This is a genomic window from Legionella sp. 39-23, from assembly GCF_001897665.1.
GTDB classification, from domain to species: Bacteria; Pseudomonadota; Gammaproteobacteria; order Legionellales; family Legionellaceae; genus Legionella; species Legionella steelei.
Genome location: NZ_MKTO01000033.1, coordinates 1 through 23,651, shown reverse-complemented (window position 1 = coordinate 23,651; position 23,651 = coordinate 1). Strand labels below are relative to the sequence as shown.

Genomic DNA, 23,651 nt, shown 5'->3' with positions numbered 1-23,651 from the left:
TGATAAATTCAGGGTGTTTATTATTTGTGCTATTCTTAATGTAGGTGCTTATAAAAGAGGTATTTATTATGGCCCAGATAGCCGAAGGAGTAGCCACACAATTAGCCGATGATGCTGAAAATATGGTGAAAAGTGCTGAAAATTTGCTACAAAAACAAGGAGATGACCAATCTTCTGATGATGACCAAAGTTTATCAATGAGTGCTCCTTCTGAATCAGATTTAGATCCTATGCAGATAGCCACATCTATGTTGCCCGACGAGGTAAATGATGTTTTTCAAAGCCATGGAAATGGTGGACAACAGAATCAGGATCAGAGTCAGAATCAAATGGGATCACTAGTAGATGAAGGTGAAGATATGCTTGACCAAGGCATAAATATGGGAATGTCTTTGTTAAATAAAGGCTAATTCGTTTTAATTCCATCGAACTTAGTGTGATAAATTGTTACACGATTTAAATCACATCCTGTACCATCAAAAGAGTATGAGTTCAATCTCTGTTTCTTTGTGCCATCAATAAATGCCTCATCAGTTTTAAAAGTAAGTTATTGTTCAATAAATAATTTTTTAATCCACCTCTTAATCCTACGCACTGCTTCGCCATAACGTTCAGTACATGGACGCACACTTCGTAGAGCCTCCTTTTTTTTAATCAAAAAATTGATTGATGCATTACTACTTACCACTTCTTTACTTTTTTGAAACATTTTTACCGTTTTGAAACATTGTGATAAAAAAACAAACAAAAAATTCTTGTCAAAAGAAAAACCAAATGATACCGTATCGTAGAAATAAAACTCCCTGTGTATTTTTTGTGAGGTTGCCATGGCTTATTCAAAACAAAATGAGGCGGTTAGTAATGATAAGTTTCAGTTTTTTACGCAACTTCATGATAAACAGTTTAAAAATCTTGGGGACCTTGAAAGACGAGCAGATGGACTTGGTTATTCTTTTTTATTAGAAAACCAAAAAGCGCTTGAGGCAGAATTCAGCCAAATGTTTGCTGTGCTGGAACGACAGAGAGATAAAAATAATAAAGCGTTTTGGATCTATTGTTACTATTGTGCGACTCTTTTGGAAAACTTTTATAAAGCGTATTCACATCAGGCTAAAGAAAAGGAATATAAGGATGCGAAGGCAGAAATTAAGAAACACATAGTAAAAAAGCAAGAAGAAACTAAGAAAAAAGCGAAAGAAGAGGCTAAGAAGGAAGACGATTTTATCGAATCGTTAAAAAAGAGTTTTGCCAAGGGGTTTGAGAATTTATGGACTGCGCCCGCACATTTATCGCGAATTCGTGATTATGTGGCTTATGCAAACTTATGTCGTGTGTATTGGGTTTTTTGCCGTCTCACCCTAACTACGGGTTTTACTTTAGCAAAAGAGCTACAAATTCTTGAAAAGTTGGATGCAATTCTCGGGACACATACCGATGCTCAGAAAATAATTGATTTTATTAAAGCACCGAATGGTGTACTGAATTATTTTAGTGTGGGCTTGTTTTTAATGCGCTTTGCGATAGATTTCGGTCATTTAGTTCGCCACACTTGGTTTCCAACAGAGGCAGAGGAAAAGGATAAAACTACAGCGCTTGAGCGGTTTAAATTTGAACTCTATAAGCGTCATTGTAATTTTGCGAATGACTTAGTATGGGCAACAGTAAACTTTATTACTAATTTTAATCACATTACGCATATCCCAGATCCTACTGCGGGGATTATAACTGCCATCTTTTTAGGCTTTGACGTTTGCATGACTTTATATAAATGTCATTTAGCAAAACAGGAGTATTTAACAAAGAAAGAGCAATACGACAATGAGTTGCGAGAACTCAAAAAGCACCCAGAGAAGTTCAAAGGGCTGGATATAGAGCAGCATAAAAAAATGCTCGAACTGCAACTTAAAGAACTGGAAATTGGCTGGCAGACAAAACAGGCAACTTTTTATTTTACCGCGGCTGCAGCGGCTTTATTGATGCTTGGATTTACTGCCTCGCTATTGTTTACAGGGCCAGGAATCGCTGTTGCCTGCTTTTTTGTTTGTACTCTTGCTGTCGCGATGTATCTTTCTTCGGATGCTTATTCGAAACTCCAAGAAAAAAGCTTACGCTTAGATGATGCTAAAAGCACTGGAAAAGATCTGCAATTCGCACTTAAAGAGTACGAAGCAGCGTATAATGATTTTATTTTTACGATGGTCAAAAATACGGTTATGCCTACCCTTATCATTGCCACTTTTGCGGTATGTTGGCCGGCGGCGATTGTTTTAACTGCGCTGTATCTAGGTTATGAAATTTATCATGCTTATGATCAGCATAAGAGCAAAAAAGAAGCGCAGTTAGCTTTAGAAAAGCCTGATGAAGATGGTTCTATTATAGAGGGTACAGTAGTCTACAAGGATGAGGCAATTGAGGTTAATGAAAGAAGCTGTTGTTTTGCGTAATTAATGTAGTTACGCCATCTCGAGTGCCACAAGGGATCTGTCATCGCAGTACTTTAGCAAGTGTAGGCTGGGCTGTTAAGCCCAGCGTTTGCTGAGTTAATTCTTACTCTTCAAAATGCTCATCATGAAAGCCATCACGATAATCTCAATTTGGCAAGTAACTTACTCATTATATTCATAAATTGACATTGTTACATGCTGGGCTTAGCAGCCCAGCCTACGGTTATTGAACTATTTTTGTCAACGAATTACCTAATACTTAAAATCCCAAGTGTGATGAGGGGTCTCTCCATTACAGTACTGTATCCTGGATTAGCCTAGCGTAATCTGGGATACAAGGCGCCTAAGCTACGTTGATTTGTTTTTTATCGCTAAAGCTTTTTCATACAATTCGTTTTTACTGCCATCACTGAGCTTACAGGCAATAGTTACTGCTTGTTTCAGAGGTAACTCACTCAGCAACACGGAAAGTAGTTTTTCATGAGCATCTGGTTCAGCTACCACGGGACGAGGAGGGATGAGCACAACAAACTCACCTTTAACATGTGCTGGCTCTGCCAACAGCCAATTTTTAACGTCCATTATCGTACCTGTAATAAAACGTTCAAACGTTTTGGTTAATTCTTTGGCGAGAACCATCTCACCTGTTTCACCAAAAACGTCACTTAAGTCTGTGATGCATTCAAGAATACGATGTGTTGATTCATAAAAAACCAAAGTATGTGGTTCGGTGCGCAAGGCGTGCAATTTGCTTTTCCGTGCTTGCTGTTTTGCCGGAAGAAATCCTAAAAAAAGAAAAGAATCACAAGGAATGCCTGCTGCACAAAGTGCAGTAATTAATGCACAAGCCCCAGGAATAGGCACAACTGGAATGTGTTGTTGCCTGGCTAATTTAACTAATAAAAATCCAGGGTCACTAATTAATGGGGTGCCTGCATCACTAATTAAGGCAATCGATTTTCCTGCTAAAAGCTCATCGATAATGTGTTTACTTTTGTCATTTTCATTATGCGCATGCAGTGATTCAAGATTTTTTTTTATTCCTAAAGCACTGAGTAGCTGTATGGAATGGCGGGTGTCCTCCGCTAAAATAAAATCAACTGATTTAAGTACTTCTAATGCTCTAAAGGTAATGTCCTCACGGTTTCCTATTGGAGTTGCAACGATATAGAGAGTTCCTATGCCTGTTGCTAGTGAGTTTGTCATGGTTTATCCTCTTGCGTTATTGCTTATTCAATGTCTAAAAATATGTTTATTAAAACAATAAAAATTCGCGCATTTTTTTTACTGACATCAACCCTTTTTCTTTGTCAATGTACTACAGCAGTTAACCCGCCTGAAATGGCAACACCTATACCCGTAACTGCACCAAAAGTAGAGAAGAAAAAAATAGCAAGCCCATATTCTAAATCTACCGCAAGTTACCTGATACAAGCCAAAAATCAAGAAGGCAGTGACAAGCAACAATCGTTACTCCTCGCAGCGGGTCATTTGATTTCAGAAGGTCAATGGCGACAAGGTGCTGCTATTTTAGCACAGACTACAGATTTAACACCGGCACTTAAGAATGAAAAAAATCTTTTGTTGGCACAAATTGATCTCATTCGCGACCGCCCACAAACGGCATTAAATAAATTAGCCAGTATTACGGAGCGTGATGACTTTGTTCTATACCAAAAGATTCAATTTCATGAGTTATTGGCACAAGCTTATCGTGGTACTGATAAGCCAATGGAGTCCATTAATGAGCGTATCAAACTTGAGTCATTGCTGGTTGATGACGAGAGTCAAGCCAATAATCGCCGTATACTTTGGTTAACTTTAACGCATATGCCACAAACTGAATTAAATTCTTTGGCTACTAAAGCATCTGATCAATCTGTGTTACAAGGCTGGCTACAGCTCGCGTTAATTTCACGCAAGTATCGAGATAATCCACAATCTTTGCTTGCTGCTTTAGATCAGTGGCAATCTCATTTTAATGAGCATCCGGCAAATCATATTTTGCCTAATCCATTAGACTCAATTGCAAATAAAATACGTGCTCAGCCGAAACAGGTTGCGCTTTTGCTTCCTTTAAGTGGCGCGTTACAAGGACCAGGAACCGCAGTACGCGATGGATTTATGGCAGCATATAAGAATAATAACAAGACCTCCATGCAGGTAAAAACTTATGATACCAGTAAAGGTGATGTGGCTTCTTTGTATCAAACTGCGCTTAATGAAGGGGCGGATTATGTTGTGGGACCATTAACAAAATCACAGGTAGCAGTAGTTGCGGCATTAGCCCACCCTGTCCCTACCCTGTTATTAAATGATGCGGATGCCAATATCCAGGAAAACTCTTATTCATTTGGCCTTTCACCGGTAAATGAAGCGATTCAGGTTGCGCTCAGAGCAAAAAATAAAGGATATAGTCGTGCATTGATTATTGCGCCTGGTACTGATTGGGGAAAGGAAGTCACTCACGCGTTTACGCAACAATGGCAAAAGAGTGGTGGACGTGTTGTGGATACTTTTTCATATGCTGCAAATGATGATTTGAATAAAAAAATGAAAGATTTTCTGCAAATCAGCAACAGCCAGCAACGTGAGAAAAAAATAAGAGAATTATTAGGACTGAAAATCCAACCGGTTATTAGTCGCAGGCAAGATTTTGATATGATTTTTCTGTTAGCCTATCCGTCTAAAGCACGGCAAATTATGCCGCTGCTCAATTATTATTATGCGGGGGATGTTCCTGTCTATGCTACGGCCAGTGTGTATGGTGGTAGTGCTAATCCATTGAAAGATAAAGATCTTGATGGAATCATTTTCTGTGACATCCCCTGGGTTTTCGCACATCAGGCCGGTACACGCAATTGGCCAGAACAATTTAACAGTTATAATCGATTGTATGCTTTAGGAATAGACAGTTATACTTTGGCAACCCAATTGAACCAATTGATGTTATTCCCAGCAGATCAATCGCATAATGGAGATGGTATTTTATATCTCAAACCATCGCAACAGGTGGCACGTGTATTGGAGTGGGGACAGTTCAAACAAGGACTTGTCCATTCTTTGGGTGAGACCGTGTAATTGATAACTCAAGAGAAAGGACGCATTGCTGAGGAAAAGGCTTTAGCATACTTAAAAAAGCAAGGACTTAAGTTAATGACGCAAAATTACAGTTGCCGCCTGGGCGAAATTGATTTAATTATGCGTGATCAGGAAGAACTGGTTTTTATAGAGGTTCGTTCACGGGTATCCGCCCAGTTTGGTGGCGGCATTGCCAGTGTTACTTATGCAAAAAAGCAGAAAATACTCAAGACGGCTACATACTATTTGCTGGAACATAAAAAGTATGACCAATTTGCCCTTCGTTTTGATGTTGTAAGTATTGATGGCACATCAGCGACCATTAATTGGATAAAGGATGCGTTTGGTGCAGATTATTGATTAACAGAGTAAATATTTTTGTAGTCTGGGTGAAGGTGTGGAGAAAATGTACCAGGAAGCCCCGGGTTCTGCTTTGCTTCACCCAGGCTACAAAAAATAAGTGATAGAGGTTTGATATGACGGTACAACTGGAAGAACGAGTAAGGCATTTATTTGGTATGAGCATAGAAGCCAAAATAGCCCTCGCTGATTCTTTATCTGATGCGATTGCCAAAGCTGGGCAACGTTTAGTGAATTGTTTGCTTGCGGATGGAAAGATATTATTGTGTGGAAATGGGGGCTCAAGTGCTAACTGCATGCATTTTGCCAGTGCTATGTTGAATCAATTTGAAGTAGAAAGACCCGCGCTTCCCGTAATTAATTTGAGTACCGACGCAACCAGTTTAAGCACTTCTGCAAATGACAATCATTACAGCCAAGTCTTTGCACGGCAAATTCAGGCATTTGGACAAGAAAATGATGTATTACTTTTATTAACTACATCAGGTAATTCAGACAGCATGTTGCATGCGCTTCATGCCGCAAATGAACGCGGAATGGATACGGTTGCCTTAAGTGGCCGAGATGGAGGGGTGCTTGCCAATCATTTGGGTCCCGAGGATATTGAGCTGCGTGTTGCATCCGATAATTCGGCGCGAATTAGGGAAATGCACCTGTTCATTTTACATTGCTTTTGTGATTTAATTGACCAATCATTGTTTGGTCAGGTTTTGGGGTAAAAAAATGAGTTTTAAATTTAGATTAAAATCGATTGCTTTTCTTTTGGTCGCCTCCCTGTTAACAGGATGTGTTGCTGCTGTTGTAACAGGTGCTGTTGCTGGAATGGTTTATGATCGACGCGGCGTAATTACAATGGAAGCCGACGCTCGATTATTTCATGTCATTCATAAATCAATAGTAACTAACCGTCAGTTTAGTGATTCCCGCGTTATTGTGACTAGTTTTAACCGTGTTGTATTGCTTGTCGGACAAACGCCTACGCCGTCTTTACGTAATTTGGCTGAAAAAATTGCACGCGGGGGCCCAGGTGTGCATCGTGTTTACAATGAAATATCGGTTGGCTACCCCATACCTCTGACCGCCCGTTCAAAAGACAGTCTGATTACCAGTCAGGTTCGTACTGCATTGCTGGCTAAAAAAGGACTTGAATCAGGCTCTATCCGCGTGGTCACAGAAAATAGAGTGGTTTATCTCATGGGCATCGTCAATGATCACCAGGCAGCGCTTGCTGTTGATGCGGCACGCCGAGTTAATGGTGTAAATAAAGTGGTTAAAATTTTCCAGTATATTCATTAAATAAAATGTTAAAACATGGATGTTTTGCTGTTCTACTTACATTGGTTCTATTGTGTCTGTCTGGCTGCATAAGCAGCTTATGGACAGGTGCCACTATGGTTTATGATAGACACGATGTGTATAAAAAATTAGATGATTACAATTTATATCTCAAAGTAAATAACGCGATCACGATTGATAATAAATTTAAAAATAACAATTGTGTGATTGATATTGCGGTGTTTAATGGAGATGTTTTATTAGCTGGCCATGTACCCACTCCTGAAATGCGTGTCGAATTAAAACGACGATTGGCTTTAGTAAAAGGCTATAGACGGATGTTTAATCAGGTAGGAGTAAGTACCTCAGGATCAAATTCAGTGCAAGACGGTTGGATTACAGCGAAGATCCGCAGCCAAATTTTTGCTGATGGCTCTATTGATCCGAACGCATTTAAGGTAGTAACTTCTGATCGAGTGGTTTATTTAATGGGAGATGTGCATCAAGAACAAGCTGAAAAAGTAGTTAATATGGCAAGACAAACAAGTGATGTGACGCAAGTAGTAAAAATTCTTAAATATTTTACGTATCAAAATAATTCTTTTGGATAACCCTAGAAAAGCAATTGATGCAAGGGTAAAAACATCCAACTGCTTTTCCTAGGATGCATGTTGTTAATGGAAATGTCCTTTGTCAGGTCGTTTACGTATTTTCCTTAATTTAAATTGACGTAATAATCCCGTAGAACCAGTTAATCCATCTTCTTCATTTAAGCCATTACTTTGATTACATGGGTGGGATCTACAGTGTTGTCGATATTCTAGGTGATGTTTGTTATGTTTATGAGATAATCCATCGCTATAACGAGCGAGCATTTTTTGCTGCATACTGGCTGCAGTGTGTTGGATCTTATCAGGCATGTTCTTTCCTTTTGCGAGGTTAATAACATTACTTATTACCTGAGTTGTGATAATAAGTTCCACACTATAATTATAGACGTTAAAATCTATTGTAAGCGGCATTAACGGGATATAAATGCCAATAATAAAGGAGAAAAGGGATGAATTATTTACATACGATGGTGCGAATATCTAATTTAGATGAGTCACTGGACTTTTTTTGCAATAAATTGGGACTGGTTGAGGTCAAACGCACGCCGAATGAAAAAGGCCGCTATACTTTGATATTTCTTGCGTCACCGGGTGATTTAGAGCACAAAAGCCACACAAATACACCTATGCTCGAGCTTACTTATAATTGGGATCCCGAAGAATATAAAGAAGGTCGTAATTTTGGCCATTTAGCGTATCAAGTAGATGACATCTATGCGACATGCCAACGATTAAAAAATGCAGGGGTAGTCATTAACAGGCCTCCTCGAGATGGCCATATGGCGTTTATTCGTTCGCCAGATAATATCTCTATCGAATTGCTGCAAAAAGGCGAACCTTTACCTATTCAAGAACCCTGGGCATCAGCGTCTAATATAGGTCATTGGTAGTAAATAATCACGCATGTATAAAAAATGGCATTGATTATTTATACCAGTTACTTTATAATTCGCGCGGTGAAACTTAGGTGAATATGTGAACAAACAGCTAAGTAAGCGCGGCATTGTACGACTATGGTGTGTACAATCTGGCGTTACATTGGTCTTCGCAGCTTTATGTGCACTAGTATATGATACTAATGCGGCAAGCTCAGCTTTGCTTGGTGGCATCGTTTGTATTGTTCCTAACGCGTTTTTTGCAAGCAAACTGTTTAAGTATCAAGGTGCTCGCTCGGCCAAGCAGATCGTAAATAGTTTCTACAAGGGCGAAGCGTTAAAGATAGTGATATCCATATTCCTATTCACCGCGGTGTTTTTACTATTTAAAATTACGCCGCTAGCGTTTTTTGCATCATATATTATGATACAGATGACGCATTGGTTTACCCCGTTGATTATTATAAATAAACAGAATAGGCCTGAAAGTGACTGAAATGGTATCTAGCACAAACTACATCAAACATCATTTAACGTATCTTACTTATAACGTTAGTGATATGAAATTGGGTTCGGGTGGTTTCTGGACATTGAATCTCGACACACTGTTTTTCTCAGTTGTTTTAGGAGTTATTGTTTGTGCGCTGATGTATTTTGGTGCACGCAGAGTTACGACAGGCATTCCTGGTAAGATGCAGAACTTTGCAGAGATTATGCTGCAGTTTGCAGATAATCAGGTAAAAGATTGCTTCCATGGTAAAAATAATTTAATAGGTCCGCTGGCACTCACAATATTTTTGTGGGTTTTCTTAATGAATTTTATGGACATATTACCCGTAGACATATTACCTGCAATTGCTCAGACGGGAGGTATTCATTACCTTAAAGTGGTACCAACAAACGATTTGAATTTAACGTTTGGTTTATCAATTTCTGTATTTATCCTCATCATTTTTTACAGTATTAAGATAAAAGGCCCCAAAAAGTTCATAAAAGAGCTCACATTACAGCCTTTTAATCATCCCGGATTCATACCTTTTAACCTGTTGCTGGAAGTGGTTGGTCTTATTGCGAAACCCATTTCATTAGCACTGCGGTTATTTGGAAACTTATATGCAGGCGAATTGATATTCATATTGATCGCTCTGTTAACCTTAAATGCTGCAACATCATCAACTCTGGGTACCGTGACTTTGGGCTCAGCACAATTTATTTTGGCGCTGGCTTGGTCAATATTCCACATATTGGTAATTACATTGCAAGCATTTATTTTCATGGTGCTAACGATTGTTTACTTGAGTTTAGCACACGAAGATCATTAACCGATTTAATTTTCATCCATTGTAAAGGGGATAAATATGCAAGCCGCTAGTTTAATAGCACAAGTTCAAAGTATGACCGTTGTTGCGGTTGCCTTGTTAATTGGTTTGGGTGCATTGGGCACAGCGATAGGATTTGGTTTGCTTGGTGGCAAATTCCTTGAGGGCTCAGCGCGTCAGCCAGAAATGGTTCCAATGTTACAAGTAAAAATGTTCATCGTTGCTGGTTTGTTAGACGCCGTAACCATGATTGGAGTGGGTATCGCATTGTTCTTTACTTTCGCAAACCCTTTCCTAAGCAACCTGGGTTCTTGATAACACATGATCGGGGCGCTAAGCGCCCTAATTGTTACAGGAGATTAAACGGTGGAAATTAATTTAACACTAATTGTACAAATGCTCGTTTTTGCAGCGTTTGTTTTGTTTACCATGAAATTAGTATGGCCTCCATTGGCAAAGGCAATGGAAGAAAGACAAGACAAAATTGCTGATGGTCTTGCTGCTGCTGAACGAGGTCGAAAAGAATTGGAATTGGCACAACATCGTGTAAAAGATGAATTAAAGCAAGCCAAAGTTCAATCAGCTGATATCATTGAAAAAGCAAATAAGCGTGCTGCGCAAATAATCGAAGAAGCTAAAGAAACAGCAAAACTTGAAGCGCAAACACAAGTGAAATTGGCACAAGAGCAATTACAGCAACAAATCAACCATGCAAAAGATGAGTTGCGTAAACAAGTAGCAAACTTGGCTATAACTGGTGCTGAGAGAATTTTAATGCGCGAAGTAGATGCTAAGGCAAACACTGCATTGTTAGATAACTTGATAGAAGAGATTTAAAATGTCTGATAGTACCACCATAGCCAGACCCTACGCTAAAGCAATTTTTGAATATGCCTTAGGGGAAAAAAAATTAGCTGAGTGGTCAGCACATTTGAGAAATCTTGCACAAGCTGTGTTGACGCCAGAGGCTGAGCATTTTATTACGAATCCAGCAACAACCGTCGTGCAGCACATTGAGCTGTTGCAAGCAGCAATTGGTGCAAAATCAAATGAAAATATGCCATTAAACAATTTAATTAATTTACTGGCTACAAATAAAAGATTGATGTTGCTACCTGATATTTATGCACTCTATGAAGCACATCGTGCAGAGCAAGAAAAAACGCTGCATGTTGATGTAAGCAGTTACTCAGATTTATCTAGTGCACAACAACAACGATTAATCGAATCATTAAGTCAGCGCTTACAGCGTAAGGTCTCGTTAAAAATCAGTATTGATCCTTCCTTGCTTGGTGGAGCAATAATTCGGGCGGGCGATTTAGTTATAGATGGTTCAGTTCGTGGCAAGCTTAATAAGCTTAGCACTGAATTGGCCGCATAATTTAGAGGATAGTTTCCATGTCAGAACAAGTAGCATTAAATCCTTCTGAAATCAGTGAATTAATCAGAAAGAAAATAGAACACTTTAGTGTAGTATCTGAAGCACGAAATGAAGGTACTATTGTTAGCTTAAAAGACGGTATCGTGAGCTTACATGGCCTTGAAGACGTAATGGCTGGTGAAATGATTGAATTCCCTGGCGGCGTTTATGGTCTGGCTCTTAACCTCGAAAGAGATTCAGTGGGCGCGGTTGTTCTTGGTGAATATTCTTCTTTAGCTGAAGGCCAAAAAGGTAAATGTACTGGTCGTATTCTTGAAGTTCCAGTAGGTAAAGGACTTTTAGGCCGAGTTGTTGATGCCTTAGGAAATCCAATTGATGGTAAAGGACCAATTGATGCTGCAGGCATGTCACCAATTGAAAAAGTGGCTCCTGGCGTTATTGCGCGTAAATCAGTAGATCAGCCCGTACAAACCGGATTAAAAGCTATTGATGCGATGATTCCAGTTGGACGTGGTCAACGTGAGCTTATTATTGGCGACCGTCAAACAGGAAAAACTGCGATTGCTATTGATGCGATCATCAACCAGAAAGGTACTGGCGTTAAATGTATCTACGTAGCAATAGGACAAAAAGCTTCTTCTGTTGCGGCAATCGTTCGTAAACTGGAAGAACATGGTGCTTTAGAGCATACCATCGTCGTCGTAGCAGGAGCTTCTGATTCGGCTGCATTACAGTTTATTGCTCCTTATGCTGGATGTACCATGGGTGAATACTTCATGGAACACGGTGAAGATGCATTGATTGTTTATGATGATTTAACCAAACAAGCTTGGGCATATCGTCAAATATCTTTGTTGTTGCGCAGACCACCAGGTCGTGAAGCATACCCTGGGGATATTTTCTATTTACATTCACGCTTATTAGAAAGAGCTGCACGAATCAATGCTGATGAAGTTGAAAAGCTGACTAAGGGCGAAGTAAAAGGTAAAACAGGTTCATTAACTGCATTACCAATTATTGAAACTCAAGCGGGTGACGTATCTGCGTTCGTACCAACTAACGTTATTTCCATTACAGATGGTCAGATATTCCTTGATGTGGATTTGTTTAACTCAGGTGTTCGACCTGCTATTAACTCAGGTCTTTCTGTATCTCGTGTGGGTGGTGCGGCACAAACGAAAATCATGAAAAAGTTAGGTGGTGGTACTCGTTTAGCACTTGCTCAGTTCCGTGAATTAGAAGCGTTCTCGCAATTTGCTTCAGATCTTGATGACGCGACTCGTAAGCAATTAGAGCGTGGACAACGAATCACTGAACTCATGAAACAAAAACAATACTCTCCATTATCTGTTGCTGAAATGGGTACAGCATTGTTTGTGGTTGAAAAAGGTTATTTGGATGATGTACCTGTAAATGAAGTTGCTGCATTTGAAGCGTCGTTACATGACTATATGCGCAGCACACATCCTGATCTGTTACAACTGATCAATGAAGCAGGTGCTTACGATAATGACATTGAAGCAAAATTGAAAAAAGCTGTAGAAGACTTTAAGCGTACAGCAAGTTGGTAAGTCAATTTAAGGCGAAGTGATATTATGGCTGGAGCAAAAGAAATCCGTTCGAAAATTTCGAGTATTAATAAAACTCGAAAGATAACTCGTGCAATGGAGATGGTGGCAGCAAGTAAGATGCGCAAAACTCAAGAAAGAATGCGCGCATCTAAACCTTATGCTAGTAAGATCTACAGCGTAGTAAAGCACATTGCTCGCGCGCACTCAGAATACAGACATCCGTTTATGAGTCATCGTGAGGTTAATCGTATCGGTCTTATCGTTGTTACTACAGATCGTGGATTATGTGGTGGTTTAAACGTAAACCTACTACGTGAAACAGTGCGTACTATTCGTCACTGGAAAGAACAAGGCAAAGAGGTTGATCTTGCAGTCATTGGCCGTAAAGGACAAGCGTTCTTTAAGCGTGTTGGCAGTAATGTTCTTGGTTCTGTAGACCATCTTGGTGATACGCCAAGTATTAATGACATTATTGGTATCGTTAAGGTAATGCTTGATGCTTTTAACAAAGGCACTATTGACGCGCTACATGTGGTATACAACGAATTTGTTAACACCATGACGCAAAAGCCTGTGGTGAAACAATTACTACCATTGCCAAAATCAGAAGAAGACAGCAAGACAATGGGGCATCATTGGGACTATATATATGAACCTGATGCTAAGGAATTGCTGGATAATCTTTTAGAACGTTTTATCGAATTACAAATTTACCAAGCAGTGGTTGAAAATATTGCTTGTGAACAAGCGGCGAAAATGATTGCAATGAAAAATGCAACGGATAATGCCGGTGATTTGATTAAAGAATTTCAATTGGCTTATAACAAAGCTCGACAAGCTGCAATTACACAAGAATTGGCAGAAATTGTCGGTGGCGCAGCCGCTTTATAAGAGGGTATAAAATGAGCTTAGGAACTGTAGTAGAAATTATTGGCGCGGTTGTGGATGTGGAGTTTCCCCGTGATAATGTCCCTAAAATCAATGATGCATTAAAACTTGTTGATGGTGATTTGGTTTTTGAAGTACAGCAACAACTTGGTGATGGCGTAGTACGTACTATTGCTATGGGAACAACAGAAGGACTGAAGCGTGGTCTGAAAGCTGAAAATACAGAGAATCCTATTCAAGTGCCTGTTGGTAAGAAAACCTTAGGTCGAATTATGGATGTTCTAGGTCGTCCAGTTGATGATGCTGGCCCCATCGGCGCAGAAGAACATTGGTCAATTCATCGTAAGCCACCAAGTTATGAAGAGCAAGCAGGCAGCCAAGAGTTGCTTGAAACAGGTATTAAAGTTATTGACTTGCTTTGTCCTTTTGCTAAAGGGGGTAAAGTCGGACTGTTCGGTGGTGCCGGTGTGGGTAAGACCGTTAACATGATGGAATTAATTCGTAACATCGCGATTGAGCACAGTGGATACTCAGTATTTGCGGGTGTGGGTGAGCGTACTCGTGAAGGAAACGACTTCTATCATGAAATGAAAGACTCTAATGTATTGGATAAAGTATCATTAGTTTATGGTCAGATGAATGAGCCACCAGGTAACCGTTTACGCGTTGCATTAACTGGCTTGACTATGGCTGAGAAATTCCGTGACGAAGGCCGTGACGTATTATTATTTGTTGATAACATTTATCGTTATACTCTAGCAGGGGTTGAGGTATCAGCGCTGTTAGGCCGTATGCCTTCGGCGGTAGGATATCAACCAACGCTGGCTGAAGAAATGGGTATGTTGCAAGAGCGTATTACTTCAACCAAAACAGGTTCTATTACTTCAATTCAAGCAGTATACGTACCTGCTGACGACTTAACTGACCCATCTCCAGCAACGACGTTTGCTCACTTGGATGCGACAGTTGTATTGTCACGACAAATTGCTGAATTAGGTATTTATCCTGCGGTTGATCCTTTAGATTCAACTTCACGACAATTGGACCCGCTTATTGTAGGCCAAGAGCATTACGATACGGCTCGTCGTGTACAGCAAACATTGCAACGTTACAAAGAATTAAAAGATATTATCGCGATTCTTGGTATGGACGAGTTATCTGAAGAAGATAAACGTGTTGTTACCCGTGCGCGTAAAATCCAAAGATTCTTGTCACAACCATTCTTCGTTGCTGAAGTCTTTACTGGTTCTCCAGGAAAATACGTATCATTAAAAGATACAATTAAAGGCTTCCAAGGCATTCTCGCTGGTGAATATGATGATTTACCTGAGCAAGCATTTTATATGGTTGGTAGCATTGAGGAAGCAGTTGCGAAAGCTAAGACCTTGTGAGGTAAGCAAATATGACTAGAACAACGCACTTAGATATTGTTAGTGCTGAACATGAAATATTCTCTGGCTTAGTCGAAATGGTTGTTGCAACCGGAGAATTAGGTGAAGTAGGCGTTACAGCAGGTCATGCACCTTTACTTACCGTTCTAAAACCAGGCGAAGTAAGACTTACCTTGCCTGGTGGTCAGCAAGAAATTTACTACGTTCAAGGTGGTATGCTGGAAGTTCAACCTAACAGCGTTACTGTCCTTGCAGATGTAGTTGAACGAGCTGAGCATCTAGATGAGTCGGCTGCCCTTGCTGCAAAAGCGCAAGCTGAGGCGGCAATGTCTAGTAAAGGCGGTGAAATGGATTATTCGGTTGCTGCTGCAGAGCTCGCTCGAGCTGTTGCACAGATTCGCCTGATTCAAAAAGTTAGAAAAAATATCAAATAGTAATTGCAAATTTAATTGTTAGAACTTCTTACTTTGTTAAGAAAGAAGTTCTATATCTCTTTGAAACCACCAAATTTTCTTTAAACGTATACTTGCAGTGCAGTGTAACCCGGGCTTGCGTTCCTACGGACTTTACGACTCACATTAGCTTATTATCAGAAGACTTGTTGTATTCATTCCTTTTCCCATTGCCACGATACTTTTTCTTTTCAAGATCTGAAAATAAAACCACCTGATTTCTGCCATTAGCTTTTGCAAAATACAATGCTTTGTCTGCTGATTCGATTAATTCTTCTGGGGTACGTCCGTGCGTCGGGAAAACGGAAATACCAATAGATGCGGTAATAGGACCTACGACTTGGGCGCCATATTTTATTTGCAGGCGTGAAATTTCATGTCTAATGCTCTCAGCGCGTGTTTTAATTGTTTCTGCATCGGTACTATAAAAGACAACAAGAAACTCTTCACCGCCATAGCGCGCGGCAATATCACCAACGCGAATATCATCTTGCAATACTTTACCTAACTCTTTTAAAGCTGCATCACCTGCATCATGACCATAGGTATCATTTATTTTTTTGAAGTGATCTAGATCGAGCATTAAAACGGAAAGTGGTGATTTTGTACGTTCTGCTTGATGAATTTGTTTTAAGAGAAAATCTTCTAGATATCGACGGTTATATAAGCCGGTTAAAGGATCACGCATCGATTGATACCTGAGGTTTTCTCTTAGGCGTACATTTGCAAAGGCTAAAGCAGTTAATTCAGAGAACGCATTAATGAATAGTTGTTGATTCTCAGAAAATGCAACGGGAGTTTCCTGGGTAATTTCCAAATACAATAAACCATAAATATCATTCTGAGCCATTAGGGGAACGCAAAGATAGACTGTGTTTTGCTCATTGGTGATGTGCACGTGATTGCAAATTAGTTCGTTGTGGGATGGACGTACATGATGAACCCTTCCCAAGCGAATTGCCCAACATTCATCAGGAGAAAAAGTATTTCCCTGGTCGTTGGGGGTACCCCAGGTTGTCGCAATTTCCAAATAGTTTTTTGAGGGATGCATGACATATAAATAACCACTCGCAAAATTCAGCATGCGCTGACAGTATTTTGTCATGACATGACTTAACTCATCTTGAGAGCTGCATGCAAGCATAATGTCACTCATCTCCACAAGAAGAGTGATTTGTTCGTTTTTATCTTGCAACGCGAGCATTCCGGCATTGAGCTTTTCATAAGATTCTTTAAGTTCGATTTGCTCTGCAATTTGCTTGGTAATATTACGAATAATATGCACTGCCCCACTAATTTCGTTATTTTCATTTTTAATTAAGCTGGAAGTAATTTCATAGACGTTATGCTGCTTATGTGCTTCAAATTCAATATTTCTTACAAACTCCCCGCCTTTTAGTGACTCTTTCCATATCTCCACTAACTTACTTTTTGCACTGGAGATATCAGCAAAAGCAGCATCTATATTCATGCCTATGGTTATATGTCGGCCAAATAAACGTTTAAATTCACGTTGATATGCTTCATTGAAGATAAGATAGCAATGATTATTATCCACAGCAGCGATCATGTCTGTTGCACTCTCTAAAATACTTCTTAATTGAGTCCCAACATATTTCCTATCACGTTCTGCTTTTAAACTGCGAGATAATTCTTTGTTCGCGAGGATGAAGGCTAAAATTAAACCAACTATACTCACAATGCTTCCACAGATAATAATAAAGTTTGCAAAATTCGCGTTAGCAAGTACGATGTCATTTCTTCCATTTAGCAGTACTAATTCAACTGATTTTATTTCTTGGCCTGCGTCTTTAATTTGATTTGAAAGGTCTGCCTCTTGACGGAAAAAATCCATCCCCTCTTGTGTATTGAGCTTGTTATTCATTTTTAATTGAATGGTTTGATTTAATTGGCTAAGCCTTTGATTGATTGAATCAATAAAATGAGCTATTCGTTCCTTCTGTGGCGGGTTATCTTTTGTCAGCTCAAATAAATTATCAAAATTTTGTTTCAAGCCGCTTTTTATTTTATCAATAGATGATATGAACTGGTCATCACCAGAAATCAGATAGCCTCTTTGTAAGGAATTAATATTAACAATGGAGAATAGTACCTGATCAACGGATTGAATCACTTCATAAGTATGGGTTACCCAACTGTTCGCCTCGACCAGTTTATCTACTTGACGATAAGAGGAAATACTAATAATTAATACGAGTGCAAGCGCTGGTATGAAAATGAAATACAATAAAAATTTACTGAATCGTGAAGTCGAGTAAGTAAATAGCGAGTCTTGATTTCTCTTTTTGCTGTCATCCATAACAGGCCATTAATCATGTTTTTCTTTATTTAATTATATATCATTATCCGTGTAATTCATGGCAACAGGCAGTTGGCGGGAAGAAACGCCAGTGATTTTTATGTTATTTACAATGACTTAATATTTTTATTCAAGCATAATACACAAAGTTATCCACAGGGCGAAAATGATTTAAAAAACAGCATATTTTAAAATCATTTAATTTTCAATAAGTTAGGAAATATCCTGTCATTGTTAGAGCAAGCAGAACAAAGTTATTCACAATATATAGGCTGTTTCTATATATGCACTAAGCGAACTTTGCTAAAATTACTTTGCAACAGAGCATCCCAGTGGTTAAATAGTACTTATTATTTTCATGAATAAAAAAACGATGAATGACGTTACAGAACGAAAAGCATTAACTGAGTTTACAGAAAAGGCGTATCTTGATTATTCAATGTACGTTATTTTAGATAGAGCCTTACCTCATATTGCCGATGGATTAAAACCAGTGCAGCGGCGCATTATTTATGCGATGTCTGAACTTGGTTTGAAAGCAACAGCCAAATATAAAAAGTCAGCGCGTACGGTTGGGGATGTGTTGGGTAAGTTCCATCCGCATGGCGACAGCGCATGTTATGAAGCCATGGTATTAATGGCGCAACCATTTTCTTATCGTTATCCTTTTGTTGATGGCCAGGGAAACTGGGGCTCTCCTGATGATCCTAAGTCTTTTGCGGCCATGAGGTACACTGAAGCTCGATTATCTCCTTACGCGGAAGTACTCCTTTCTGAGTTATTACAAGGTACCGTCGATTGGGTCGACAACTTTGATGGAACGCTACAAGAGCCTTCATTATTGCCAGCGCGTCTGCCTAATATATTATTAAATGGCGCAACTGGTATTGCGGTGGGCATGGCGTCGGATATTCTCCCGCATAACCTCACCGAAGTAGCCAACGCCTGCGTGCATTTACTGGATAATCCGCAAGCCGATTTAGCTGCAATTACTCAGTACGTTAAAGGGCCTGATTTTCCGACTGAGGCTGAAATCATTACACCACCTGAAGCAATTGCTACTTTGTATGAGACAGGTAATGGTTCCGTTAAAATGCGAGCGGTATACCGTCAGGAAAAGCAAAATATTGTGATTACTGCCCTGCCTTACCAGGTATCTGGTGCCAAAATAATCGAGCAAATTGCATTGCAAATGCAACAGAAAAAATTGCCTATGGTCGAGGATTTGCGCGATGAGTCTGATCATGAGCATCCAACCCGTTTGGTCATTATCCCGCGTTCAAATCGAGTGGATGTGGAAGGCTTAATGTCGCATTTATTTGCTACCACCGATTTGGAGCGAAGTTATCGAGTTAACTTCAATATGATAGGACTTGATGGCAAACCCAAAGTAAAAAATTTACTGGATATCCTAACCGAGTGGCTGTCTTATCGAATCACGGTCGTAAGACGACGTTTGGAATATCGTTTGCTCAAAGTACTGGATCGCATTCATGTGCTTGAAGGATTACTGATTGCCTATCTGAACATTGATGAAGTCATAGCCATTATTCGTGAACACGAACACCCTAAACAAGGATTAATGGCCCGGTTTAATCTCAGCGATCGCCAGGCGGAAGCCATTTTAGAAATGAAATTGCGCCATTTGGCCAAATTGGAAGAGATAAAGATACGTGGTGAGCTGGATGAGCTTTGTGCTGAACGCGATAATCTGCAGAGCATCCTCGCCTCAGAACAACGCCTAAAAGCGTTGGTTAAGGACGAAATTATTAAGGATAGAGATGAGTTTGGTGATGCGCGTCGTTCACCAATTATTGTCCGCCAAGAATCACAGGCATTAAAAGAAGAAGATATTTTACCCAATGAGCCGATTACGGTTGTGCTTTCCAAAAAAGGTTGGGTAAGAGCCGCTAAAGGTTTTGATGTCCTTGGAAGTGAGCTCAGTTATAAAGCAGGTGATGAGTTCAAAGCACAGGCCATGGCGCGCTCAAACCAGCAAATTCTCTTTTTTGATAGTGAAGGTAAGGTCTATTCTTTGCCTGGCCATGTTTTACCCTCTGCGCGCGGACAAGGTGAGCCTTTGACCGGTAAACTTAATCCTGCCGAAGGTGCATTGTTTGAAGCGGTAGTTGGCGGTGAGCCAGAACAATTGGTGTTATTAGCTTGTGATGCAGGATATGGCTTTATTGCTAAAATCGCCGATCTTTATGTAAAAAATCGCAATGGAAAAGCATGTATTAGGCTGCCTGATGCCAGTAATATTTTACCACCGCGAATACTCCCTAAACATGATGAGTTGTTTGTTGCCTGTGCTACCAGCGCTGGTCGCTTACTCATTTTTTCGGCCAAAGAGGTGCCTGAATTATCTCGCGGCAAGGGAAATAAGTTGATCAGTATCCCTTCTGCTAAAGCCGCAGCACGTGAAGAGTATGTGATTGATTTGCAAGTACTTTCTGCAGATGACTCTCTTACTGTACATGCTGGCAAACGTCATTTTACTTTGAAAGGGGCTGATCTGGAGCATTACAAAGGTGAGCGTGGGCGTCGAGGCAATCGATTGCCGCGTGGCTTGCAAAACGTGACTCAATTGCAAGTTATTACCTCAGAATAATTGAAGTAGAAAATAATCTTTGTAGCCTGGGTGAAGGCGAAGCCGTAACCCGGGATTTCTCGACGTGAATAAGCCACTTAATCCGATATTTAACCTAGTGATCTATCAAATAATTCTGAGTAATGATACAGTTCTGAGAAGTAATAATGGCTAATCATTGCCAATAATGGAAAATAGTTTAGATAGGGAAATCTTAGCACTCATGTTAAAAATTTTTACCTTTGTTGCTTGTCTGCTGCTTAGTGCCTGTTTTATGGTTGGTCCTAATTATAAAGAGCCCAGAAAACCGGTTGCAGCACATTGGCCGAAAAAAGATGCAACAGTAAAAGAAACCCCATTCAGAACCGCCAAATGGTGGCATGTATTTCATGATCCTGTGCTTACTTCATTAATTGATCAAGGATATCACAGCAATCTGACGGTGCAGATTGCCGGGGTACGGGTTTTACAAACTCGAGCTCTTTTGGCGCAATCAGTTGGTATGTTGTATCCGCAACAACAGGCCGCAGTTGGTAATTTCACCTATTATCAACTTGGTGGTAGTGAGCTGCAAACGCTTTTGCCTTCCACTTTTGAAACTGCCACAATGGGTTTTTCCGCGAATTGGGAACTTGACTTCTGGGGTAAATATCGTCGAGCAATTCAGGCTAATGATGCTACATTTTTATCTTCGCTTGCTGCTTATGATAATGCCTTAGTCACACTTACTGCAGATGTTGCCAGCACCTACATCCAAATTCGTACCTATGAAGCACAAATCAAGGTAACAAAAGCCAACATCGTAGTGCAGAAGGAAGGATTAAAAATAGCCAAAGCCCGATATAATGCGGGTCAAACCAACTTAATTGATGTGGAGCAAGCCCAGACTGAGCTTTCACAAACAGAAGCCTCTTTACCGCCACTGGCAAATAGTTTGGAGCAACAAAAAAATGCCATGGCACTTTTATTAGGTACGGTGCCCAATGGTGTTGATGGACAGCTAAAGAAAAGCAAGGGAATTCCCAAAGCGCCTTCATCGGTAGCAGTTGGCATCCCTAAAGAGACATTAGCGCGTCGGCCAGACATCCATCAAGCCCGTTTAGATGCTATAGCACAATCTGCTAAAATCGGGGCAACAAAAGCGAATCTCTTCCCATCTTTTGCCTTAAATGGAACGTTTGTTTTTTCTTCAAACAATATCGGCTCAAACTCGCTTTCAGAGCTATTTAATTGGTCGAATCGCTCAATCACTGCTGGCCCGACCCTGTCTTGGCCCATCCTCAATTATGGCCAAATCACCAACGCGGTACGCGCACAAGATGCCGTCTTCCAGCAGTCTGTATTAAATTACGTTAATTTAGTGTTAAAAGCACAGCAAGAAGTGCAAAACAACATTACGGCTTATATTGAAGCAAAAAAAGCAGAGCATGCCTTAACTAAAGCGAATACCGCTGCAACTAAAACATTAAAACTGGCAATAATTCGTTATATTAACGGAGAAACAGACTTTACGCCGGTACTCAATGCTGAGCAGCAGCAGCTGAGTGTACAGACTTCATTAGTCAATGCACAAGCGAATATTCCACAGGCATTAGTCGCTCTTTATCGAGCACTTGGCGGTGGCTGGGAAATACGTGGTATTAATGATGTGGTGCCACTACAAATTAAAGCAGAAATGGCAGCACGAACAAATTGGGGTACTTTGCTCAAGCAGCAAAATCATGAAGCACCTCTAACTAAAAAGGAAAGAATAAAGGAACTTTATTTACCTAAATGGTAAGGAAAAAATAGGATTGGATGAGGCATATACCCTCACCTTTAAAGAAAAGGAAATTTGGGAAATAAATAAAATGGTAGCGGGTATGAACTTTAATAAAGATTCAAAGTCAGTCAAAATGGTAGGGATAGCAGTTGCTATTTTACTTCTCATCTATTTGATGGTGCATTTTTTTGGCAAAAGCAAAGTGCCAACGATCCCTCCGCCTGCGGTGGTGGTGCAAAAACCAATCCGTGCAGAAATGGCTGAATATGTTACCCAAACAGGGAATACGGTTGCTTATAACTCAGTGAACTTGGTTGCACGTGTTGAAGGCTTTCTTGATTCAATTGAGTTTGTTGATGGTAGCTTTGTAAAAAAAGGCAAAGAACTCTTTGTAATTCAGCCCGAACCTTATTTTGAAAAACTTAGGGCCGCTAAGGCGACTGTAACTGCTGCAAAGGCCTCGCTTGTTTATAACAAATCGGAGTATGCACGCCAACAGCGTATGTATAAAGAGCATGCTACCTCCCTAAATGAAGTCGAAAAATGGTATGCCAAAACGCTAGAGATTGCTGCAGAATTAGATAAATCAGAGGCCGATGAAGTAAATGCGGCCATTAATTACAGTTATACCCATATTTCAGCCCCATTTGATGGCCGCATTGGTCGACATCTGGTTGATATTGGTAATCTCGTCGGTCACGGTGAAGCTACGAATTTAGCAACCATACAGCAAATTGATCCCATCTATGTTTACTTTAATCTGAATGAAATTGATTTAATCAGATTACGTGCGGCAGCTCGTGCAAGTGGGTTTAAGCCAGAAGATATTAAACAAATTCCTGTCGAAATTGGCTTACAAGGTGATACGGATTTCAAATACAAAGCGACACTTGATTTTGTGAATACAGGCCTTAATGCATCTACAGGCACCATGGAGTTGCGTGCACTACTGCAAAATAAAGATTATGTTTTTGTACCAGGACTTTTTGTGCAAGTACGCGTGGCGATATCTAGACCTAAAGAGCAGTTAACCGTGCCTGATTCCGCTATTCTTTATGATCAAATCGGTGCTTATGTATTGACTGTAGACAACAACAATGTCGTCGTGTTGAAAAGAGTCACTTTGAGTAGTGTAGAGAATGGAATGCGCGGGGTAACTTCGGGACTTACTGCGCAAGACAGAGTCATTATTGATGGCCTGCAAAACGCGACTCCTGGCAATAAGGTTGAGCCACGAGAGCAGACTACACTGCCAAAAGACAATAAAGACAATAAAGACAATAAAGACAATAAAGACAATAAAGACAATAAAGACAATAAAGACAATAAAG

24 protein-coding genes are annotated in these 23,651 nt (G+C 40.0%); 20 read left to right on the top strand and 4 right to left on the bottom strand.

Translation table 11 applies throughout. The annotated features are described in order from the left end of the window. Positions 1-68 precede the first annotated feature (68 nt). Positions 69-410: a hypothetical protein gene (locus BGO44_RS11915; RefSeq protein ID WP_058511398.1), complete on the top strand. Its 342-nt coding sequence runs from the start codon at positions 69-71 to the stop codon at positions 408-410. 137 nt (positions 411-547) lie between these two features. Here the strand turns inward: BGO44_RS11915 and BGO44_RS11910 are convergent, their stop codons facing one another. Further along, positions 548-829 (bottom strand): hypothetical protein, encoded by a 282-nt coding sequence (locus BGO44_RS11910; protein ID WP_273201039.1) that lies wholly within the window; start codon positions 827-829, stop codon positions 548-550. On the opposite strand from BGO44_RS11910, the gene BGO44_RS11905 reads away from it, so the two are divergent. Next, positions 828-2,444, top strand: coding sequence for a hypothetical protein (locus BGO44_RS11905; RefSeq protein ID WP_273201041.1), 1,617 nt, complete (start codon positions 828-830; stop codon positions 2,442-2,444). The two genes, BGO44_RS11910 and BGO44_RS11905, sit on opposite strands and share 2 nt — an antisense overlap. A 348-nt stretch (positions 2,445-2,792) precedes the next feature. Here BGO44_RS11905 and rsmI read toward each other — a convergent pair whose 3' ends face one another. Further along, positions 2,793-3,650, bottom strand: coding sequence for a 16S rRNA (cytidine(1402)-2'-O)-methyltransferase (rsmI, locus tag BGO44_RS11900; RefSeq protein ID WP_058511395.1), 858 nt, complete (start codon positions 3,648-3,650; stop codon positions 2,793-2,795). A 30-nt stretch (positions 3,651-3,680) separates the two neighbouring features. Between rsmI and BGO44_RS11895 the strand changes: the two genes are divergently transcribed. The 5 genes from BGO44_RS11895 (at position 3,681) to BGO44_RS11875 (ending at position 7,771) form a co-directional block, all read left to right on the top strand. Beyond that, complete coding sequence (locus BGO44_RS11895) at positions 3,681-5,525, top strand: penicillin-binding protein activator (protein WP_273201043.1); 1,845 nt, start codon at positions 3,681-3,683, stop codon at positions 5,523-5,525. Positions 5,526-5,528: 3 nt separating this feature from the next. Beyond that, the gene (locus tag BGO44_RS11890) at positions 5,529-5,885 is read left to right on the top strand and encodes a YraN family protein (protein WP_273201059.1); all 357 of its coding nucleotides are present in this window, start codon (positions 5,529-5,531) and stop codon (positions 5,883-5,885) included. 116 nt (positions 5,886-6,001) lie between these two features. Beyond that, complete coding sequence (locus BGO44_RS11885) at positions 6,002-6,604, top strand: D-sedoheptulose-7-phosphate isomerase (RefSeq protein ID WP_058511394.1); 603 nt, start codon at positions 6,002-6,004, stop codon at positions 6,602-6,604. Between the two features lie 4 nt (positions 6,605-6,608). Further along, positions 6,609-7,181: a BON domain-containing protein gene (locus BGO44_RS11880; RefSeq protein ID WP_058511393.1), complete on the top strand. Its 573-nt coding sequence runs from the start codon at positions 6,609-6,611 to the stop codon at positions 7,179-7,181. A gap of 5 nt (positions 7,182-7,186) precedes the next feature. Next, positions 7,187-7,771: a BON domain-containing protein gene (locus tag BGO44_RS11875; protein WP_273201045.1), complete on the top strand. Its 585-nt coding sequence runs from the start codon at positions 7,187-7,189 to the stop codon at positions 7,769-7,771. A gap of 63 nt (positions 7,772-7,834) precedes the next feature. Here the strand turns inward: BGO44_RS11875 and BGO44_RS11870 are convergent, their stop codons facing one another. Next, positions 7,835-8,080 (bottom strand): hypothetical protein, encoded by a 246-nt coding sequence (locus BGO44_RS11870; RefSeq protein ID WP_058511391.1) that lies wholly within the window; start codon positions 8,078-8,080, stop codon positions 7,835-7,837. 140 nt (positions 8,081-8,220) lie between these two features. Here BGO44_RS11870 and BGO44_RS11865 point away from each other — a divergent pair, with 140 nt between their 5' ends. The 10 genes from BGO44_RS11865 to BGO44_RS11820 all read left to right on the top strand — a co-directional run bounded on the left by BGO44_RS11865 (position 8,221) and on the right by BGO44_RS11820 (position 15,630). Then, positions 8,221-8,661 (top strand): VOC family protein, encoded by a 441-nt coding sequence (locus tag BGO44_RS11865; RefSeq protein ID WP_058511390.1) that lies wholly within the window; start codon positions 8,221-8,223, stop codon positions 8,659-8,661. Positions 8,662-8,746: 85 nt separating this feature from the next. Then, a complete protein-coding gene (locus BGO44_RS11860) occupies positions 8,747-9,142 on the top strand; it encodes a F0F1 ATP synthase subunit I (RefSeq protein WP_058511389.1) in 396 nt (131 codons plus the stop codon). Between the two features lies 1 nt (position 9,143). Then, positions 9,144-9,968, top strand: coding sequence for a F0F1 ATP synthase subunit A (atpB, locus tag BGO44_RS11855; protein ID WP_083503965.1), 825 nt, complete (start codon positions 9,144-9,146; stop codon positions 9,966-9,968). A 36-nt stretch (positions 9,969-10,004) separates the two neighbouring features. Then, positions 10,005-10,280 (top strand): F0F1 ATP synthase subunit C, encoded by a 276-nt coding sequence (gene atpE / locus BGO44_RS11850; RefSeq protein ID WP_006869493.1) that lies wholly within the window; start codon positions 10,005-10,007, stop codon positions 10,278-10,280. 51 nt (positions 10,281-10,331) lie between these two features. Then, the gene (locus tag BGO44_RS11845) at positions 10,332-10,802 is read left to right on the top strand and encodes a F0F1 ATP synthase subunit B (RefSeq protein WP_273201050.1); all 471 of its coding nucleotides are present in this window, start codon (positions 10,332-10,334) and stop codon (positions 10,800-10,802) included. A gap of 1 nt (position 10,803) precedes the next feature. Continuing rightward, positions 10,804-11,346, top strand: a complete 543-nt coding sequence (locus tag BGO44_RS11840; RefSeq protein ID WP_273201051.1) for a F0F1 ATP synthase subunit delta — start codon at positions 10,804-10,806, stop codon at positions 11,344-11,346. A gap of 17 nt (positions 11,347-11,363) precedes the next feature. Then, positions 11,364-12,917, top strand: a complete 1,554-nt coding sequence (atpA, locus tag BGO44_RS11835; protein ID WP_273201052.1) for a F0F1 ATP synthase subunit alpha — start codon at positions 11,364-11,366, stop codon at positions 12,915-12,917. A gap of 24 nt (positions 12,918-12,941) precedes the next feature. Next, positions 12,942-13,808 (top strand): F0F1 ATP synthase subunit gamma, encoded by an 867-nt coding sequence (gene atpG / locus BGO44_RS11830; RefSeq protein ID WP_058511385.1) that lies wholly within the window; start codon positions 12,942-12,944, stop codon positions 13,806-13,808. 11 nt (positions 13,809-13,819) lie between these two features. Next, positions 13,820-15,196 carry a F0F1 ATP synthase subunit beta gene (atpD, locus tag BGO44_RS11825; protein ID WP_058511384.1) on the top strand — a complete coding sequence of 459 codons (1,377 nt, stop codon included), beginning with the start codon at positions 13,820-13,822 and terminating at the stop codon, positions 15,194-15,196. A gap of 11 nt (positions 15,197-15,207) precedes the next feature. Beyond that, a complete protein-coding gene (locus BGO44_RS11820; RefSeq protein WP_058511383.1) occupies positions 15,208-15,630 on the top strand; it encodes a F0F1 ATP synthase subunit epsilon in 423 nt (140 codons plus the stop codon). 139 nt (positions 15,631-15,769) lie between these two features. On the opposite strand, the gene BGO44_RS11815 is transcribed toward BGO44_RS11820, so the two are convergent. Then, positions 15,770-17,968, bottom strand: coding sequence for a diguanylate cyclase (locus BGO44_RS11815; RefSeq protein ID WP_273201053.1), 2,199 nt, complete (start codon positions 17,966-17,968; stop codon positions 15,770-15,772). A 373-nt stretch (positions 17,969-18,341) separates the two neighbouring features. Between BGO44_RS11815 and parC the strand changes: the two genes are divergently transcribed. From parC to BGO44_RS11800, 3 genes are all read left to right on the top strand, one after another. Beyond that, complete coding sequence (gene parC / locus BGO44_RS11810) at positions 18,342-20,579, top strand: DNA topoisomerase IV subunit A (RefSeq protein ID WP_286823144.1); 2,238 nt, start codon at positions 18,342-18,344, stop codon at positions 20,577-20,579. Between the two features lie 202 nt (positions 20,580-20,781). Continuing rightward, complete coding sequence (locus tag BGO44_RS11805; RefSeq protein WP_273201055.1) at positions 20,782-22,338, top strand: efflux transporter outer membrane subunit; 1,557 nt, start codon at positions 20,782-20,784, stop codon at positions 22,336-22,338. 82 nt (positions 22,339-22,420) lie between these two features. After that, positions 22,421-23,651 (top strand): efflux RND transporter periplasmic adaptor subunit (locus BGO44_RS11800; RefSeq protein ID WP_286823143.1); only part of this gene is annotated, 1,231 nt, incomplete at its 3' end.